Raw genomic sequence first — 18168 nt, 5'->3', positions numbered from 1 at the left:
ATCTTGCGGCACATCTACCGCTGCCCGCTGCGCTGGGCGGACATGGACGCGTACGGCCACATCAACAACGTGGTCTTCCTCCGCTACCTGGAGGAAGCGCGCATCGATTTCCTGTTCCGCCCGGAGAAGGACTTCAAGCAGGGGTCGGTGGTCGCGCGCCACGAGATCGACTACAAGCGGCAGTTGGTCCACCGGCACGCGCCGGTGGACATCGAGCTCTGGATCACGGAGATCAGGGCGGCGGCGTTCACGATCACGTACGAGGTCAAGGACCCGGACCAGGTGTACGTCCGGGCCTCGACCGTGATCGTGCCGTTCGACTTCGAGAACCAGCGCCCGCGCCGTATCACCGCCGAGGAACGGGAGTTCCTGGAGGAGTACCGGGACGACGAGAGTGACGAGGCCGTCGCGGCATGACCGTGCTGCATCTCGCCGACGCAGGGGAGGCGGCAGACCTCGCCGCCTTCCTCTCCCGGCTGATCCACTACGACCGTGCGGCGGCGGTACGACTGCAGGCTGCCGGGACCGCGCTCGCGGTCTTCGGGCGCCCGCCGTCCTTCGAGGTCCTCGCCATCCGTACGGCGCGCCTCGCCAAGCCGTACGAGGACGGGCTCGACGTCACCCTGGATGTGACCGTCTCCGCCGGTGAACTCCTGGAGTCCATCGAGGAGTCGGCGGCGACGGCTTCAGTTCCGCAGGCCGTGACCGGGCCGCCGTGGGCCGGGGTGCTGCCGCCGCGGGGTGGCTGGCGGCAGGAGCAGGGGCTGCCCGCTCCGGACGCCGTACGTGCCATGGTCGCCGCTGCGGTCGCCGAATTCCGGTCCCGTACACAAGAGTTGGGGCCCGAGTTGCGTACGCGCGCCGAACTCGACCGTATCGGGCGGGAGATCTGGTCCCGGCCGATCGGTGACACCGGGCTCCCCGTACGGGCCGCGCACGCGGCGCAGTCGCTCGGATTCCTGCGACCCGCGGGCCCCGGGCGCCAAAGCGCGCCCGACGAGGCCCAGTTGGGGCTGTACTCGTCGGGCGCGTGGCTCCGGCTGCGTACGCCGTACGGGTCGATCGCCGTACGCAGGGCGGGACTTGGGGCGTTGGACGTCAGCGTCCGGCCTGGCTAGCTGGCTAGCTGGCTGGCTGGCGAGCTAGACCAGGGGCCAGAGGGCCGCGGTGAGGCCGAAGCCCATCACCCCCATCGTGGTCGTCAGGACCGTCCAGGTGCGCAGGCCCGTCGCCACGTCCAGGCCGGCGAGCTTGGTGAACATCCAGTAGCCCGCGTCGTTGATGTGCGAGACGGCGAGGCCGCCCGCGCCCATCGCCAGGGCGACCAGGGAGAGTTGGCCAGTCGACAGGTCGGCGCGCTGCAGGAGCGGGGTGAGGATGCCCGCCGTGGTGATCAGGGCCACCGTCGTCGAACCCTGGGCCGCGCGCAGGGCGAGCGCCATCAGGAAGGCGAGGAAGATGGCGGGCAGACCCGTCCGGTCCAGTACGTCGGCGATCGCGTCGCCGATGCCGCTCGCCACCAGCACCTTGCCGAAGACACCGCCCGCGCCCGCCACCAGGATCACCATGGCCACCGGCGGGAGCGCCGACGTCATGACGTTCGCGATGTGGGTGCGGTCCCAGCCGCGGCGGGTGCCCAGGAAGTAGGCGCACAGGGCCACGTCGAGGAGCAGGGCCACCATCGGGGCGCCGAGGACCGTGAGGACGGCGCGGAGGGTGGAGCCCTCGGCGAGGAGGTTCTGGCCGAGGGTGCCGGCCAGGATGAGGAGGATGGGCGTGACGATGAGGGTCAGCACCATGGCGAAGGAGGGCGGGGCGACCCCGTCGTCCGCGAGCGTGGGGGCGGGCTTGGTGAGGACGGCGGTGCCGTGGCCGTCGGGGGCCGGGGCGGCGGGGGCTCCGCCGGTGGCCTGGCCGTCGGGGGCCGGTGCCACGGGGGCTCCGCCGGCGGCCGGCGACTCGTCCGCGCCGTCCGCCCCGTCCTCGCCGTACACCTCCGCGTAGACCGCCGGGTCCATCGGGTACTCGCGGCGGGTCATCCGGCGCGACACCAGGTAGCCGAGCAGGATCACGACCGCGGTGACCGGGACGCCCATGAGCAGGACCAGGCCCTGGTCGGCGCCGATGGCCTGGGTGACGGCGACCGCGCCCGGGTGCGGAGGCAGGAACGCGTGCACGGTGAGCATCGCGGCGCCCATCGGGAGCGCGTAGACGAGGAGCGGCTTGCGGGAGGCGCGGGCGACGCCGTACGCGATCGGCATCAGGATGATCAGGCCGACCTCGAAGAAGACCGGGATGCCGAGGAGGAAACCGGCGACGGTGAGCGCCAGCGGGGTGCGCTTGGAGCCGAAGCGGTCTATCAGGGAGTGCGCGAACGACTGGGCGCCGCCGGAGAGTTCGATGATCCGGCCGATCATCGCGCCCAGGGCGATGATCGTCGCGATGTGGCCGAGCGTGGAGCCCATGCCCTCCTCGATGGTCTTCACCAGATCGGCCGCCGGGACGCCCGCGGCGAGCGCGACGGCGATGGAGACGACGACCAGGGCGACGAAGGGCTGGACCTTGGCGCGCAGGATGAGCAGCAGGAGGGTGGCGACGCCGGCGGCGGCGATCAGGAGGAGGGTGGTGTGGCTCATCGTCCTTCTCCGTTCTGGGATGGGGAGTTGGGGGTGCTGGGGGAGATGGGCGACTGCTGGGACTGGGAGGACTGCGGGGACTGGGGGGACTGGGGGGACTTCGGGGAGAGGACGGTGACTACGGAGGAGTCGTCGTGGGCGGCCAGGCCCGCGCGTTCGCCGAGCAGGTAGAGCTGCTGGGCCGCGGAGGCGAGGGGGACCGGGACGTGGGCGTCCTTGGCGATGCCGGTGACGATGCCCATGTCCTTCACGAAGATGTCGAGGCGCGACTTCACCTCGGGGGCAACGTCGCTCTCGTACGTCTCGACCATGCGGGGGCCGCGGTCGCCGAACATGAACGAACCGGCGGCGCCGTGGCGGAGGCTATCGACGACGGTGGCGGGGTCGAGGCCGAGGCCGCGGGCGAGTGCGATGGCTTCCGCCGCGGCGGCGATGTGGACGCCGGCGAGGAGCTGGTTGATCGCCTTGAGGGCCTGGCCGTCGCCCGGGCGGGGGCCGACGATCGTGAGGTTGGAGGCGAGCAGGTCCAGGACCGGGCGGGCCTGGTCGAGGGCCTTGTCCTCGGCGCCTACGACGATCAGCAGGTCGCCGTTGCCCGCGCGGACCGGGCCGCCGCTGACCGGGGCGTCGACGGTTCGGACGCCGATGTCGGCCAGGCGTTCCGCCGTGGCGCGGGCCGCGTCCGGGCCGACCGTGCTGGTGAGGATGACCGTGGTGCCGGGGCGGAGGGTTTCCGCGGCGCCGTCCTCGCCGAACAGGGCGCCGTCGACCTGGGCCTGGTCGCGTACGGCGAGGAGGACGACGTCGGCGTCGCGGGCGGCCTCGGCGGGGGAGGCGGTGGCGGTGCCGCCCGCTGCGGCGAGCTGGGTGCGGCGGGGCTCGGCGACGTCGTAGGCGGAGACGGGGAGGTGGGCGGCCAGGCGGGTGGCCATGGGGAGGCCCATGGCGCCTAGGCCGATCACTGCGGTGTGGGGACGGGGTGCGGGTGACATGGGGGTGCCCTCCTTGGGGCGGGAAGCGGATTCTTTTGCGGGGTGTTGTGGCTGGGCACCTTGGGCGGGGGTGCCTGACCTTGGGCGGGTGGGGTTGGTCGTCTTGTGGGCGCGGGGAGTGTGGGCTTGCGTGGCGGGTCTTCGCCCCCTCAGCCCCTTCCCGTCCCGTTTCTGGGGGCTCCGCCCCCAGACCCCCGTATCGCGCTGGCGCTCTCGTCCTCAAACGCCGGACGGGCTGAGAATCTCCAGCCCCGGCCGCCAAAAGTTCAGCACTACGCGGGCGTGAGTTGGGTGATGATCCTTGTCGCCGCCTCTGTCACCGCATCTCGGCCTGCCGACCAGACGCTCACCACGTCCGAACCCGGGAGTGCCGTGGGGAGTTGGGCGCTCGTTGCCTGGAGGTAGGCGCGGCGGAGTTCGGCGTTGACGTTGACTTTGGCCACGCCTCGGGAGAGGGCGCCGAGGAGTTGTTCCTCGGGGAGGCCGCTGGCGCCGTGCAGGACCAGGGGGACGGGGACGGCGGAGTGGAGGGCGGCGAGGCGGTTCAGGTCCAGGCGGACCGGGGTCGCCGTGAATCCGTGGACGTTGCCGACCGCGACCGCCAAGGCGTCCACGCCCGTCTCGGCGACGAACTCGGCCGCCTGGGACGGGTCGGTCATGGCGGTCGCGGAGGTGTTCGCGGTCGCGTTCGTCGAGACGTCCTCGTCGCCCGGCAGCGCGCCCAACTCCGCCTCCACCCATGCCCCGTGGTCGCGGGCGCGGCGTACGGCCTCGCGGGTCAGCGCGATGTTCTCGGCGAAGGGCAGATGGGAGCCGTCGACCATGACGGAGGTGTAGCCCGCCTCCAGGCAGGCGGTGATCTCGTCGAGGTCGCGGCTGTGGTCGAGGTGGACGCCCAGGGGAGCGGAGGAGCTGGCCGCGGCGTCCAGGGCAAGACGCATCAACGGTTCGCGGCCCGCGTGCTTGAAGGCGCTGGAGCCGGCCTGGATCAGGACGGGGCGGCCGGGGTGCGCTTCGGCCGCGGCGACGATGCCCTGCACCGTTTCCAGGTTGTACGCGACGAAGCCGGGGAGCGCGCGCCCGGTCTCGTACGCCGTGGTCAGGGCCTTGAGGCCCTCGGTTCCGGTCAGCAGCATCAGGCGGCGCTCCTCAGCAGGGCGAGGGCGTCGGCGAGGGCGGTGTCGCCGCCGACGTTCCCCGCGAAGACGATGTACGGAATGCCGGCGGCCGGGCCGTCGACGGGCTGCCACAGCGAGACGATGCCGGGCAGCAGCGTGCCGCGGGCCCAGGCGCGGCGGATCTCCAGGCCGTCGGTGGCGGTGTCGCTGGAGGTGATGCCGCCCTTGGCGATGACGAAGGCGGGGCGGCGGGCCGCGGTCACCAGGCGTACCGCTTCGACGAGTGCGGCGGAGACGCTCCGGGAGAGGGCGAGGCTGTCGTCCGGGTCGGTGGCGGTGACCACCGTGCGGGTGGTGCGGATGACCGTGTCCGAACGCTCCAGCGCGGCGGCCGCAGCTGTGGCTGTTTCCCGGATGTGCGCTGCGCGGCGGGTGTCGTCGAGGAGTTGGGCTACGTCGAGTTCGAACTCGCTGATGTCGCCGTGCTGTTCGCACAGGTGGTTCAACTGCCGGGTGGTCAGGGACACATGGGAGCCGACGACCACCAGGCCGTGCGGGGCGTTCGCGCGCAGCGGCTTCAACTCGGCGGTGGTGAGAGGCGGGTGGGCCGACTGGCCTGCCCTGGCTCGTACGAAGGAGGGCCCGACGCGGTAGAGGAGACGGGTGCCCTTCTCCTCGGCCTCGGCGCAGGCGAGGGCGAGGACGCGGAGATCGTCGTCGCAGACGGCGTCGACCACGGCCGTGGCGCCGTCGCGGAGAGCGGTGAGCTGGTCGGCGACGTGGGCGGGGCCGCCGGTGCGGAGGTCGGTGAGGGTGATGCGGACGACCTTGTCGGCGGGCGTGCGGCCGCCGGTCTTCTCCTCGACCCAGTCGGGGAGGGCGGAGGAGGTGTAGCCGAAGGTGGCGTCCTTGGCGAACTCGCTCTCGCCGACGGGGAGGAGGCCGTCGGGGGTGCGCATCCAGTGGACCGAGTCGAGGGTGAGGCGGCCCGCCTCGATGTACGCGGGGACGAGGACGACTCCGTCGGGGGCAGCGTCGAGACGCGTCAACTCCTCGGTCAGGACGTCGGTTTCGAGGGGGAAGTGGCCGCGGAGGGTGGAGTCGCCGCGGGAGGCGATGACGTACGGGGTGTGCTCCGCCCGGGAGGCCTCGTGCAGGGCGCGGACGATCTCGCGGTTGCGGGTGGTGGCGGCTTCGGGGGAGAGGCTGCGGGTGTTGGTGAGGACGAAGAAGGCGGGGCTCTCCTGGCGGAGGGCCCAGCGGAGGTCGTCCACCGTCCAGGTGGTGAGGACGGGGAGGTCGGCCGTTGTCTGGGTGCCGGTGGGGTCGTCGTCCAGGACGACCAGGCGGGGGGCGGTTGCTATGCGGGTGGCTACCTCGGAGGCTTGGACTGCCCTTAGGGGCGGGAGGTTGGTGAGGACCTCTGACTCGGGGAGGGCATGGCGGGGTAGGGACATGGCGGTTCCTGGGAGCGGGGTGGGGTATGGGGGCTGGGCTTGGGGTGGGTGTGCTTACCGGCGCCGGCAGGGTGCCGCTCTCTGTGGGACGGGTGCCGCCTGGGGGTCCCCCCACGCCGTTAAGGCAGTGGGGGAGGCACGATTGCCCGCAGCTATGGCGGTTACTGGGCGTCCGGTGTTTTTAGTACGTGCGTGCGGTAGTCGGTTGCCGTCTGGTTCATGTGGGCGTTCATGGCCTCGCGGGCCTTGTCCGGGTTGCCGGACTCCAGGGCGGTGAGGACCGCCTCGTGGTGGGCGATGGCGTTGACGCGGATCTGGGGGACCGCGGAGGTCTCGCGGCGGCCCTCGGCGAGGAGGGGGCCGAAGGGCTCGAAGAGGAGCGGGACGAAGAGGTTGCCGGTCGCCCGCATCACCGTGGCGTGGAAGTCGATGTCGGCCTGCACGAACTGTTCCGTGTCGCCCGCGTCGGCGGCGTCCCGCATCGCGGCGAGGTGCTCGCGCAGCTCGGCGAGGTCGGTCTCGCTGCGCCGGAGCGCGGCGAGCTCGGTCGCGCCGTTCTCGATGAGGCGGCGGGCCTCGATGAGCCGCTCGGAGAGCGAGGTGTGGGAGGAGCGGGACGCGGCGCGGACCACGGGCTCCAGTGCGGTCCAGCGGTCCGGTGGGTTCACGTACGTACCGCGGCCGCGTACCACCCGTACGACGTTCTGCGCGCGCAGCTGTTTCACCGCCTCGCGGACGGTCAGTCGGCTCACGGACGACTGCTCGGCGAGCTCGGCCTCCGGGGGGAGGGCGGCATCCGGCGGGTAGGTGCCGTCGATGATCGCGGTGAGCAGGCGCTCGGCGAGATCTTCGGAGAGCGACATCGTTGGGCCTCCGGCGGGCGGGTACGGGCGATCGGGCGGTCGTGATCCAGAAGTCTGTCATCAGCCGTCTTGATGATCTAGAAGTCTGACGTCAGACATCTGATGTCTCGATGCCGGTAACCATGACACCGGGGTCGGGGTGCGTCAATACCTTGGTGTGATTGCTGTTCGGTTACGGCAGTGGATCACTCGTGCTCGCTGTCGTCCGGCCATACGCCGATGTGGTCCGGCTCCAGCTCCAGCGCCACGCGGTCCCGCATGCCGAGGGCCTCGGTGTACTCGGCGGGGAGCTGGAGGCGGCCCGCGCGGTCGAGCATCGCGTACTCGCGGGCCACCACCGCCTCCTGGCCGGTGGCCGCGTCGACCTCGGTGCGGCGCAGGACCTCCGTGGAGGTGCGGCCGTCACGGATGGCGACCGTACGGCGGACCTCGCCGGCGACCGCCTGATCGTGGGTGACGATCACGATGGTGGTGCCGAGGTGTTCGTTCGCGGTGCGGAACGCGGCGAAGATCTGCTCGGCGGTGTGGGAGTCGAGTTCGCCGGTGGGTTCGTCGGCGAGAAGGACGGCGGGGGCGTTGGCGAGGGCCACGGCGATGGCGACGCGTTGCTGCTGGCCGCCGGACATCTGGTGCGGGCGACGGTTTCGGCAGTCGGCGATGTCCAGCAACTCCAGGAGTTCCAGGGCGCGTTCCGACTGCGCGCGGCGGGTGCGGCGGGTGGGGCGGCCTGTGCGGCCGGTGCGGGAGCCGGAGAGTTGCATCGGGAGGGCGACGTTCTGGGCCGCCGTGAGGTAGGGGAGGAGGTTGCGGGACGTCTGCTGCCAGACGAAGCCGACGACCTCCCGGCGGTAGCGGAGGCGGTCCTTCGCGCCCATCGTCAGCAGGTCGCGGCCCGCGACCTTCGCCGCGCCCGCGGTGGGGGTGTCCAGGCCGGCCAGGATGTTCATCAGCGTCGACTTGCCGCTGCCCGACGCGCCCACCAGAGCCATCAACTCGCCCTCGCGGACCAGGAGATCGAGGCCCTGGAGCGCCTGGACCTCCACACCGTCCGTGGAGAAGATCCGGACCAGGCGGTCGCAGGTGATCAGGGCGTCGTGGCCGTAGGCGGGGCGGGATCGGTGGGCGGCGGCGCGGCTCGCGAGGTCGGCGAAGGTGGGGTCGGTGGTGGTCATCGCCTGCCTCCGGCGGGGATCATGGGGACGCTGGTCGAGGGGGTGCCCGGCGTGGGGGCTGGGCTCGGGGTGGGTGCGCTTGCCGGCGCCTGCAGGGTGCCGCTCTCTTGGAGACGGGCGCCGCCCCTGGCGGCACGCGTGCCCACGGCTATGTCGGCTGAGGGTGGGTTGTCGCCGGCCCTCGCGGCATGTACGCCCACGGCTGTCGTGGGTTGGTTGGCGGCGCTGGCGGTACGTATGGCCACGGCTGTGGTGGGTTGGTTGGCGGCGCTGGCGGTACGTATGGCCACGGCTGTGGTGGGTTGGTTGGCGGCGCTGGCGGTACGTATGGCCACGGCTGTGGCGGGCGGGTTGGCGGCCCCCGCGGCACGCGCGCCGGTGGCTGTGGCCAGGCGCCTCATCGGGCGTCCCCCGCCCGCAACTCCCTGACCGAACCGCGTCTCCCCGTCCACCACGCCTGCGCCGCCGCGATGCCCGTCGCGAGGGCGAGGACGGTGAGGGACGGGAGGAGCAAGGAGACGGTGTCCGTGCGGAGTCGGGCGCTTCCTGAAGGGGAGTCGTGGGTGGCGAGGGCGATGGTCGTCAGGTCGATGCCGGGGGCGAGGAGGCGGATGGTCGCCCAGCCCGTGAGCGCGCCGCCCGCCGCCGCGAGGAGGGCCTGGGGCAGGGCCTCCAGGACGAGGAGGCGGCGACCTTGGGCGCGGGTGAGCCCCATCGTGCGCAGCCGCGCGAGGAGCGCGGTGCGCTCGGGGGCGGCGCGCACGAGGGACAACAGCAGGGCGAGTACGGCGTACCCGGCGCCCGCCGCGACCGCCGCCGTGTAGATCCGCTCGGCGCCGGACTGCAGCGGTGAGTCGACGTACCGCGCCCGCTCCTCAGCCCGCAGTCGTACGTCCACGCCGGCGCCCGCCGCCCTGCGCAGGGCGGTCCCGTCGAGGTGGTCGCCGGTCAGGAGCAGCGCGGTCGGGCGTGCGGGGCGGGCGCCGAGGCCCGCGCGGTCCACGACCAGGAAGTCCATGTCGAAGACGGCCGGGGTCAGCTCCCGTACGACGGTGATCCGCACGGTGACCTGACTCCCGTCCTCCAGCCGCACCCGGAACGGCCGCGTGCCGTAGCGATCGGCGACAGCGGGCGAGGCGAGCGCGGGCAGCACCGCCTCGCCAGCCTCGCCCGCCCCGCCGACCCCGCTGGACCCGCCGGAGGAGCTGGAGGAGCTGGAAGAGGCGGGGCTCCCGGAGGCCCTGCGCGAGCTGGAGGAGGCGCCAGCCCCGGAAGCCCCGGACGAGCCGGACGAGCCGGAGGAAGCGGGAATCCCGGAAGCCGTGGACGGGCCGGAGGAGGCGCCAGCCCCGGAAGCCGCGGGGGATTCGCCAGCCCTGGAAGCCCCGGTAGCCGCGGATGAGCCGGAAGCCCCGGACGAGCCGGAGAAGGCAGCAGCCCCAGCCCCCGTACCCGCAGCCCCCGTACCCCCAGACGAACCGGAAGTCCCGGACGAGCCGAAAGCCCCGGACGAGCCGAAGGAGGCAGCAGCCCCTCCAGCCCCCGTCCCCCCGGACGAACCGGAAGCCCCGGACGAACCGGAAGCCCCCGCACCTCCGGAACCCGAACCCCCGGCCCCCCTCAACTCCCGCCCCGAGAACCCCCCAAGCCCCACCCCTCGAGCCAACCGCCCGTACGCCCCCGGCTCCACGCCCACCACCGCCACCGTCTCCTCCTCCTTGCCCGACCCCGCTCCCAGCTGTGCGCCGTACGCGATGCTCACCGGGGTGACCGAGTGGACGCCCGGGGTGCGGCGGAGCTGGGCGGGCAATGCGGGCGGTAGGGCGTGGGTCGCCTCGATGCGGGCGTCCGCGCCGGTGGTGAGGAGGGCCGCGTGGTCGCGGGTGGCGTGGACGCCCGCAAGGACGGAGCCGCCGAACGCGGCGGTGGTGAGGGCGGTGAGGAGGGCCAGCAGGGGCAGGACGGTGGAGGCGGAGGTACGGCCCGCGCGGGCCAGCGAGAGATGGGTGACCGCGCCGCGCAGCCGCCCGGCGGGGCGGGACAGACGGCGCAGGGGGAGGGGGTAGAGCCGGACCAGGACCAGCGCGGCGATGACGCCCACCAAGACGGGTGCCAGGGCGGCCAGTTGGTCCCCCGAAGCGCCGGACGCTCCCCGGCGGCGGAGTGCCACGACCGCCCCCGACGCCAGCACCAGCAGCGTCAGTTCCGCGACCGTACGGCGCCGGGAGGGGCGTACGGAGGCGACGTCCTCCCGTGCTCCGTGGAGGCGTACGGCGCGGTGGGCGAGTGCGGTCCGTACCGGCAGGGTGGCGCAGGCCAGGACCGTCACCGCGACGGCGGCCGCCACCGCGTACGACCGGCGGCCGTCCGGGACCGCGAGCAGCGCGCCGCAGAGGCCGAGCGCGCCCGCGGGCACCGCGACCACCGCCGTCTCGGCGAGCAGCCGCCCGCAGACGCCGCGCAGCGAACCGCCGCGGGCGCGCAGCAGGGCCAGTTCGGCGCGGCGGCGCTCGACGGCGAGGCCGCCCGCCATCAGCAGCACGACGGCGGCGACCGTGCCCGTGCCGAAGGCGGCCACCGCCACCAACGGGCCGATGCCGGAGCGCAGTTCGGTGAACGAGGTCAGCACGTCGTCCAGATCCGTGGTCACGTCGACCAGCGGGTCGACCCGTTCCCGCAGCCGTCCCAGGCCCGGTCCCGACTCCAGTGCGGCGATCGCGGAGTGCAGCCGGGACAGGCCGTGCGCGGTCAGCGTGGAGGTGTCGGGTGCCAACTGCCAGTAGCGCTCCGGCTTTCCGGCCGTTGCGAGCAGGGCCGGGGCCGCGTCCGGCGGCAGCAGCAGCGCGCCCAGCCAGTACTTGTCCGACTCGCCGCCCTGGGTGGGCAGTTGCATCAGGGAGGGCTTGCGCAGCACCGTCATGGCCGACCAGTACGCGCCCTGGGGCTCGCGCGGGACGACGATGCCGGTGACCCGCACGGACAGGGGAGAGCGCTCCACGCCGGGCACGTGGATCACCGAACCCACCTTGATCCGCAGGGTCCTGGCCGTCTCGGCGGTCACGGCGGCCTCCACCTCGGTGGTCGCCGCGGTCACCGCGCCCGTCACGCGCGGAAGGCGCCCCGTGCGCAGCCGGGCGTGGCCGGCGAGGTCGTTCTGCGCGGTGAGCGACATGCGCGCGGGCACCCCGCTCGGCTGGGGCAGCCAGCTGTCCAGGGCCGATGGGGGATTGGAGGTGCGGACCCCGTACGAGGACTGCGCGCGATCGGCGACGAGGGGCTTCTCGACCGTGTCCAGCACCTGCCCGTACGCCCTGCGCAGGGCGGCCCCGCGCAGTGCCTCCGCCCGTTCTCCCGGCGGGAGTTCGGCACCGGGCTGCGGGGCGTACAGCTGTACGACGGTCTGCCGCGCCGTGGCGTCGTCGAGGGCCCGGCGCAGCCCCGCGTCCTCGTACCGGTCGACCGCGCGCGGGAACGCGGCGGCGAGACAGGCGGTCAGCGCGACCAGCAGGGCCAGGGCGACGGCCGCCCCGGGCGCGGCCCGCAGCCGGGTACGCACCCAAGGAGCCACCGCGGCCGTACCCGCACTCTCGGCCATGTCACTCACCCCCCTGCAAGCGCAGCGAACTCGCCGGATCCGGCCGGTGCAGCGCCAGGAACGCCGTGACGGCCAACGGAGTCACAGCCACGGCGGCCAGCAGCACGGCGACGTGCGGGAGCGGGAGTTCGACGAGGACCCCGGGGATCGGCCGGGTGGCGTCGGACGTCAGCACGATCAGCGGGACGACCGCCCGGGTCAGCACCGTTCCCAGGGCGACGCCCACGAGCAGGGCCAGGGCCACCAGGACGCCTTGTTCGACGGCGATCAGCTGGGCCAGCCGGCGGCGCGGGGCACCGAGCGCCCGCAGCACCGCGAACTCGGCGCCGCGCTCCCGCAGGGACCCGGCCGTGCTCACGGCGAAGCCGACGGCCGCCAGTGCCGCCGCCACCACGGCCGCCGCGGCGAACGCGGCCTCGGGGCCCGCCCCGAAGGGGTCGTCGCGCAGCCGGTCGGCGATCTCGTCGCGCACGATCACCTGCGACGGATCGACGTCGGGGCGTTCCCGCACGGTCGCCGCGACCCGCGCCGCGTCACCCGGCGCGGTGCGCAGCCACCACTCGGTGGGCGTCACGCTCAGCCCGTAGCGCGCCTGCAGCACCCGGTTCACGGACCGGAGATCGACCAGCAGCGCGCCACCGTCCTGATCCCCGCCGGACACGGTGGTGGGCAGCGCCCGCACGCTGTCCACGATCCGCACCGGCACCGTCTCGCCCGCGAAGGAGACGTCCACCCGCTGCCCGGTCCGGGCGCCCGCCGACTTCAGGAAGCGGTCGGTGGCGACCGCGGTGATCTGGGGCGCCGAGGGCTGGGCCACTTGCAGACGGACCGTCAACGAGGTGATCTGCCAGGCGAAATCATGCGGGATGTAGCCGGTGCCGTAGCGGACGGAGAGAGTCTTGTCCGAGGCCCGCACCTTCGGGGGCACGGGTTCGGTGTCGGGGTTGGGGAACACCTGCGTGCTGCTGCTCTGCGACGTCGCCTCCCAGGCGGTGGGCAGCGGCAGCCGCCGCTCCTTCCCGTCGGCGCCGACCGCGCTCAACTGCTCGACCGCGAACCGGTGTTGCTGCGCCTTGTCCGTGGGCTGGGTCACGTCCACCTGAAGCGCGGTGAGCAGCACGGTTCCGGTGTTCGGCGCGAGGTCCAGCGCGAGCGTGTGCGCCCGTCCGTCGGCGGGGAGCCCGCCGAGCCGTAGCGCGTACGGCGTCCCGTAGCGGTCCTCCAGCGTGACCGACACGTCCGCGGCCGTCCCCTTCGCGCTGCTGCTCATCCGCACCGTCATCGCGAGCCGTGTGCTGCCCGCCGGGACCCGCGTACCCACCGTCGTCCCCTTCGGGCCGAGCCCCGCCAGCAGTGGCCGCACGGGCCGGTCGGCCAGGTCGCCGCGGAGCAGCACGCCGCCCGCCGAGTGCGCCGTGTCCAGCGCCAGCACCGTCGCCGTACGGCTGCCGGACAGCGGCAGGGTCGTACGGACGGCGGGTGCGGCCGCACGGACGTGCGGGACTGCCGCGTAGGCGCCTGCCTGGCCCAACTCGGCCTGGTCGCCCGGGAGTACGCGGACGGACGTACCGGCCTGGAAGTCGGCCTGGTCGTCCTGCGAGCGGTTCCAGGAGGCGCCCTGGCCGATCGCGAGCATGCCCATGGCGACGGCGAGGACGAGAAGCAGGACCGGACCGGCGCCGCGCATCGGGCGGCGGCTGAGCTGCCAGCCCGCGAGGGCGGCGGGCAGCCCGCGCCCGCTTGCGGCCCGGCGTTCGGCGAGCCGGGCCACGGGCGGCAGCAGCCGCAGCGTGAGCACGGTTCCGGCCAGCAGGGCGAGGGCGGGCGCCGAGACCAGGAGCGGATCGATGCCGAGGGTGCCCGAGCTGCCGGCGCTGACGGCACCGGAGGTCTGCTGGTCCAGCCGCCAGTACGCGACGCCCGCGATCACCAGCAGGCCGACGTCCGCGCCCGAGCGCACCGGAGCGGGCAGCGAGCGGGCCCGCCCCACCGGCCCGTCCCCGGAAGTGAGCGCCGGAACCGTCACCGCCAGCGCACATCCCAGCGCCACCCCCGCCGCGACCAGCCAGATCCCGCCGCGCCCGTCCGAGGTGTCGAGCCGCAGCCCGATCCTCGCCAACGCGCCCTGCCCGGCGAGCAGCCGGGTCAACGGCCCGGCGAGCAGCGGTGCGCAGACCGCCGCGGGCGCCGCGAGCAGCAGCGCCTCCAGCGCGGCGAGTCCGGCGACCCGGGCGCGCGAAGCTCCACGGGCCCTCAACACCTTTGTCTCGCCCACCCGTTCGGCGCTCAGCAGCCGGGCGACCAGCAGCAGCGCGTACGCGGCGAGCAGGGCCAGCTGCAACGCGACGATCAGCAGCGTCGAACGCGACACGAGCAGCGAACGCTCCACGCTGTCCAGCACCTCGGGCAGCGAGGTCGCCACGGCCGTCGTGCCGCTCAGGGCCGGGGCCTTGCGCAGCCCCCGCTGCCCCTCGCGGGCGGCCTCCCGCAGCGCGCCGATCCGGTCGGGCGTCAGCGTCGAGAAGTCGGCCGACGCCAGCCAAGCGGACTCCCCGGCGCTCACCCGGCCACCGGCGAGCACGGCGGGATCGGCGAGCAGCGGCCCGTACGTCGTGAAGTCGACCTTGTTGATCCCGCGCCCGCCCAGCTCGTCCAACCGCCAGTACGGCGCGGTGGGCCGCGCGGGCCGGTACAGACCGGTGATCAGCACCCGCACCTTCGGACCGCCGAGCCGGTCGACGAGGGTGAGGCGCGCGCCGGGCTCGAGGCCGAGGCGGTCGGCGGCGTTGTCGGGCAGGGCGACCTCGATGACCGAGCCGCCGCCGGACGTGCCCGGCAGCCGCCCGGTAGTGACCCGTACCTGCGTGCGGTCGAGGGCGGCGAAGTGGGTGAGGTCCGGGTCGCCGGCCCGGTCGGCGGGGGCCTGCAGGGAGCGGGGCAGCGCGTACGGGCCCGAGCGCACGAGGGTGCGCAGCGTGACCGGTAACCCGTCGAAGGTCTGCCGGGCTGCCTTCCGTACGGCGCTGTCGGCGGCCTCGCGCTGCTCGGCGGGTACGCCGGCCCGGACGATCAGCGCGGTGTCGACGGCGTTGCGCGGGTCCTGGAGCGCGTGCCGCAGGGATGCGTCGCCGATCGCGCCGGAGTACGCCGTGAGCGTCGCGAGCACCGCCGTCGTCAGCAGGACGGTGAGCAGGGCGGCGGCGAGCAGCAGGCGGTGCGCCCGCGCACGCAGTAGTACGAACCCCGTCACCCGGCCCCCCGCCGTCGTCCCGGATCTCCGGACCTTCCGCGCGATGTTGTCAGAGGGGGCAGGCCGCGGGTAAGCGCTTGTAGCGCGGGCTTGACCGGATTGTGACCGGAATCCGGCGTCGTACGACCGGAATGCGCGCGTCAGCCGTCAGAGGCCGACGGACCTCAGCGCTCCAAGGACATCAGCCCATCAGCCCGCCGTGTTCACCATCGAAGCCGCCGCGTACGTCAGGTAGTTCCACAGCGTGTGCTCGTGCTCCTCGGAGAGGCCGAGCTCGTCCACGGCGACGCGCATGTGCTTGAGCCAGGCGTCGTGCGCGGCCTGGTCGACGGCGAAGGGGGCGTGGCGCATCCGCAGCCGGGGGTGGCCACGGTTCTCGCTGTACGTCGTCGGGCCGCCCCAGTACTGGATCAGGAACAGCGTCAGGCGCTCCTCCGCCGGGCCCAGGTCCTCCTCGGGGTACATGGGCTTCAGCAGCGGGTCCTCGGCGACACCCTCGTAGAAACGGTGTACGAGGCGCCGGAACGTCTCCTCGCCGCCGACCTGCTCGTAGAAGGTCTGCTCCTGAAGCGTGCCGCGCCGAATCTGGTTCACGTCGGTTTGCCTCACAAATGTCGCTCTGGCCAGCCCCTGGTCTTCTCGGCCGGGGGTCCGGGGGTTGTCCCCGGGGGGATGCAGCACATCACCCATGGTCTCAGACGGGGTGGCGGAGGACTCAAGGCTTAGGACTCGCACCGCGCGTACGCGAGGTGGCCGAGTCCGACGCTCGCCTCGCGGCCCGTCCGGCAGCACAGTGGAGACATGAGCGCGCACGCTCTCGACCACGACCTGGACGACCTCGCCACCCTGGCGCGGGCGGCCCTCGTGCGCGAGATCGACAGGAGCGGCGCCTGGGACGCCGACCCGGTCTGGCGGGAGGCGTTCGCGGCGGTCCCGCGCCACCTCTTCGTGCCGTACTACTACGTCGGCGTCCTCGGCGGCTTCGAGCGCGTGTGGGGCGAGGACCCCGACCCGCAGGCGCGGGAGCGCTGGGTGCGCGGCGCGTACGCGGACGCCCCGCTGGCTACTCGGGTGCGCGACGGGGTGCTGGTCTCCTCCAGCAGTCAGCCGTCCCTGATGGCGAAGATGCTCACCGAGCTGGAGGTACGGGACGGGGACGCGGTCCTGGAGATCGGCGCGGGCACCGGCTACAACGCGGCCCTGCTCGCGCACCGCCTCGGCGACGACCTGGTGACCACGATCGACCTCGACCCGGAGATCACCGAATCCGCGCGACAGCACCTGACCGCCGCCGGGTACCACCCGACCGTCATCACCGGCGACGGCGCCCGCGGCGTCCCCGAGCGCGCCCCCTTCGACCGGATCATCGCCACCTGCACGCTGACCTCGATCCCGCGCGCCTGGCTGGCCCAGTGCAATCCGGGCGCCCGCATCCTGGCGCCGTTCGCGACCGGTCTGATCGCCCTGCACGTCCGGGACACCGGGCACGCCGAGGGGCGCTTCCTGCACACGCCCGCCTATTTCGTGCCGCTGCGCGGCGAGACCAGGCCCGAGACGCCGGAGGCGGAGCTCCTGGGCGGGCTGCCGCGCCGGGTCCGGAGCCAGGAGCTGTTCCGGTTCCTGCTGACCCTGACGGCGTGCAGCCTCGACCCGTACGAGGCGTTCACGCTGTTCGAGCGCGAGAACCAGCCGGTGCGCGAGCGGTACGGGATCACGGTCAACGGCGAGCGCGCCTGGGCGTGGCTGGACGACCCCGAGGGGCCGTACGCCTGGCCGCTGCCGTAGGGCCTGTCCGCCGGACAGGCCCCAACCCCTGCGGTCGTCAGCCGCGCCGGATGGTGATCGTCGTCCAGGCGCCGACGTGCACCCGGTCGCCATCCTGGAGCGGGACCGGCACGAAGGGCTGGATGGGCTCCTCGCCGCCGTTGACCGTGGTCCCGTTCGTGGAGTTCTGGTCGACGACCGCCCAGCTGCCGTTCGGCTGCTGGACCAGGACCGCGTGCTGGTGCGAGACGCCCGGGTCCTCCGGGGGCACCGACAGATCGATGTCCGGGGTGTCGCCGGTGGAGTGCCGACGGCGGCCGATCGTGATCTGGTTGCCGGTGAGCGGGCGCTGCTGCTCCGGCGAGTACGCGGGCAGGTTCAGGCCCGCGGCCTCGGGGCCGGAGCGCTGCATCATCGCCATGAAGTACTCGCGGTCGGGACCGATCGTCGCGCTCCAGGACAGCGGCTGCTGTTGCTGCTGGTAGGCGGGGCCGGGACCGGGCGGGGCCTGGGTCGAGCCGGGCTGCGGGTAGCCGTAGCCGCCGCCCTGGGCCACGCCGGGGCCGTTCGGGCCGCCGGGACCACCGGGGCCGCCGCCGGGCGCACCGGCCGACGGCGGGGAGATCACCCAGTCGTCGTCACCGCCGCCGAAGGACGGGCCGGGCGCGGGGGCCTGCGACGGGAACGACGGCGAGGCCGGCTGCTGTGTGAAGGCCTGCGGGGCGCCGGGGCCACCGGGCGTGGGCCCGGGCGGCGGCGGAACCGGACGGGAGGGATCGCCGCCGAAGTCGCGGCCGTACGCCGGCGGGCCGGGCGGACCCGGCGGGATCGGCTCGGCAGGCCGGTTCATCTGCGAGGGCCGCGAGCTCTGGTACTCGAACGGGTCGTGGCCGGGAGCCGCTCCGGGACCGGTGGGCTGCCCCGGCCCCTGCTGCTGGAACTGCCGCGCCGGATTCGGCACCCCGGGACCACTAGGACCACCGGGCGCCGGCGGGCGCGGCGCGGCCGGTGTGTACGAGGTCGCGGTGTTGGTCAGGAAGTTCCACCGGCACTCCTCGCAGAACGGCGCGGCGCCCTCACGGGGCGTACGGCACTGCGGGCAGAGCTCCGGCTCGGGGTCGGGCACGGCGGACAGGTGCGGGCGTCCACCGGGGCCGGGCGGCGGCGGGGGCGAACCCGGCGGCGGATAGCCGTAACCGGCGCCGGGCGGCGGCGGAGGAGGTGGCGGGGGCACGGCACCAGCCATGCGGTGACCGCAGACCTCGCACCAGTCGTCGGAACCCGACTGGTGTCCGTTCGGGCAGGTCGGCATGTCGGCGCT

The 18168-nt window shown here is 73.8% G+C and carries 13 protein-coding genes; 3 read left to right on the top strand and 10 right to left on the bottom strand.

What is annotated here, in order from left to right; translation table 11 throughout:
- Positions 1-3 precede the first annotated feature (3 nt).
- Positions 4-417, top strand: a complete 414-nt coding sequence (locus tag ACFY0T_RS15340) for an acyl-CoA thioesterase (RefSeq protein WP_388869551.1) — start codon at positions 4-6, stop codon at positions 415-417.
- Complete coding sequence (locus ACFY0T_RS15335; protein WP_388869548.1) at positions 414-1118, top strand: hypothetical protein; 705 nt, start codon at positions 414-416, stop codon at positions 1116-1118. The genes ACFY0T_RS15340 and ACFY0T_RS15335 overlap by 4 nt, the downstream gene beginning before the upstream one ends.
- A gap of 24 nt (positions 1119-1142) precedes the next feature.
- Here ACFY0T_RS15335 and ACFY0T_RS15330 read toward each other — a convergent pair whose 3' ends face one another.
- The 9 genes from ACFY0T_RS15330 to ACFY0T_RS15290 all read right to left on the bottom strand — a co-directional run bounded on the left by ACFY0T_RS15330 (position 1143) and on the right by ACFY0T_RS15290 (position 15677).
- Positions 1143-2636, bottom strand: a complete 1494-nt coding sequence (locus ACFY0T_RS15330) for an SLC13 family permease (RefSeq protein WP_388869545.1) — start codon at positions 2634-2636, stop codon at positions 1143-1145.
- On the bottom strand, positions 2633-3628 hold the full coding sequence (locus ACFY0T_RS15325) for an NAD(P)-dependent oxidoreductase (protein WP_388869543.1): 996 nt from the start codon (positions 3626-3628) through the stop codon (positions 2633-2635). The genes ACFY0T_RS15330 and ACFY0T_RS15325 overlap by 4 nt, the downstream gene beginning before the upstream one ends.
- 272 nt (positions 3629-3900) lie before the next feature.
- Complete coding sequence (locus tag ACFY0T_RS15320; RefSeq protein ID WP_388869540.1) at positions 3901-4764, bottom strand: class II fructose-bisphosphate aldolase; 864 nt, start codon at positions 4762-4764, stop codon at positions 3901-3903.
- Positions 4764-6203 (bottom strand): four-carbon acid sugar kinase family protein, encoded by a 1440-nt coding sequence (locus ACFY0T_RS15315; protein ID WP_388869537.1) that lies wholly within the window; start codon positions 6201-6203, stop codon positions 4764-4766. The genes ACFY0T_RS15320 and ACFY0T_RS15315 overlap by 1 nt, the downstream gene beginning before the upstream one ends.
- Positions 6204-6364: 161 nt before the next feature.
- Positions 6365-7066, bottom strand: a complete 702-nt coding sequence (locus ACFY0T_RS15310; protein ID WP_388869535.1) for a FadR/GntR family transcriptional regulator — start codon at positions 7064-7066, stop codon at positions 6365-6367.
- A gap of 185 nt (positions 7067-7251) precedes the next feature.
- Positions 7252-8238, bottom strand: coding sequence for an ABC transporter ATP-binding protein (locus tag ACFY0T_RS15305; protein WP_388869533.1), 987 nt, complete (start codon positions 8236-8238; stop codon positions 7252-7254).
- Positions 8239-8635: 397 nt separating this feature from the next.
- The gene (locus ACFY0T_RS15300; protein WP_388869530.1) at positions 8636-11833 is read right to left on the bottom strand and encodes an FtsX-like permease family protein; all 3198 of its coding nucleotides are present in this window, start codon (positions 11831-11833) and stop codon (positions 8636-8638) included.
- A gap of 1 nt (position 11834) precedes the next feature.
- Positions 11835-15083: an FtsX-like permease family protein gene (locus ACFY0T_RS15295; RefSeq protein WP_388869527.1), complete on the bottom strand. Its 3249-nt coding sequence runs from the start codon at positions 15081-15083 to the stop codon at positions 11835-11837.
- A 189-nt stretch (positions 15084-15272) separates the two neighbouring features.
- Positions 15273-15677 carry a globin gene (locus tag ACFY0T_RS15290; RefSeq protein WP_388869524.1) on the bottom strand — a complete coding sequence of 135 codons (405 nt, stop codon included), beginning with the start codon at positions 15675-15677 and terminating at the stop codon, positions 15273-15275.
- A gap of 207 nt (positions 15678-15884) precedes the next feature.
- On the opposite strand from ACFY0T_RS15290, the gene ACFY0T_RS15285 reads away from it, so the two are divergent.
- Positions 15885-16868: a methyltransferase domain-containing protein gene (locus tag ACFY0T_RS15285; protein WP_388869521.1), complete on the top strand. Its 984-nt coding sequence runs from the start codon at positions 15885-15887 to the stop codon at positions 16866-16868.
- Between the two features lie 37 nt (positions 16869-16905).
- Here the strand turns inward: ACFY0T_RS15285 and ACFY0T_RS15280 are convergent, their stop codons facing one another.
- The gene (locus ACFY0T_RS15280) at positions 16906-18159 is read right to left on the bottom strand and encodes an FHA domain-containing protein (protein ID WP_388869518.1); all 1254 of its coding nucleotides are present in this window, start codon (positions 18157-18159) and stop codon (positions 16906-16908) included.
- Positions 18160-18168: the final 9 nt, after the last annotated feature.

The sequence above is a fragment of the Streptomyces sp. NPDC001530 genome (assembly GCF_042894545.1).
In the GTDB taxonomy this organism is placed as follows: Bacteria; Actinomycetota; Actinomycetes; order Streptomycetales; family Streptomycetaceae; genus Streptomyces.
Note: the sequence above shows the minus strand (reverse complement) of the source record. Positions and strands in the feature narration are given on the sequence as shown.

Bases quoted from the DNA above. Each gene is read 5' to 3' on its own strand.
- ACFY0T_RS15335 (WP_388869548.1), top strand. From the start codon at position 414: ATGACCGTGCTGCATCTCGCCGACGCAGGGGAGGCGGCAGACCTCGCC.
- ACFY0T_RS15330 (WP_388869545.1), bottom strand. From the start codon at position 2,636: ATGAGCCACACCACCCTCCTCCTGATCGCCGCCGCCGGCGTCGCCACC.
- ACFY0T_RS15325 (WP_388869543.1), bottom strand. From the start codon at position 3,628: ATGTCACCCGCACCCCGTCCCCACACCGCAGTGATCGGCCTAGGCGCC.
- ACFY0T_RS15320 (WP_388869540.1), bottom strand. From the start codon at position 4,764: ATGCTGCTGACCGGAACCGAGGGCCTCAAGGCCCTGACCACGGCGTAC.
- ACFY0T_RS15315 (WP_388869537.1), bottom strand. From the start codon at position 6,203: ATGTCCCTACCCCGCCATGCCCTCCCCGAGTCAGAGGTCCTCACCAAC.
- ACFY0T_RS15310 (WP_388869535.1), bottom strand. From the start codon at position 7,066: ATGTCGCTCTCCGAAGATCTCGCCGAGCGCCTGCTCACCGCGATCATC.
- ACFY0T_RS15305 (WP_388869533.1), bottom strand. From the start codon at position 8,238: ATGACCACCACCGACCCCACCTTCGCCGACCTCGCGAGCCGCGCCGCC.
- ACFY0T_RS15300 (WP_388869530.1), bottom strand. From the start codon at position 11,833: ATGGCCGAGAGTGCGGGTACGGCCGCGGTGGCTCCTTGGGTGCGTACC.
- ACFY0T_RS15285 (WP_388869521.1), top strand. From the start codon at position 15,885: ATGAGCGCGCACGCTCTCGACCACGACCTGGACGACCTCGCCACCCTG.
- ACFY0T_RS15280 (WP_388869518.1), bottom strand. From the start codon at position 18,159: ATGCCGACCTGCCCGAACGGACACCAGTCGGGTTCCGACGACTGGTGC.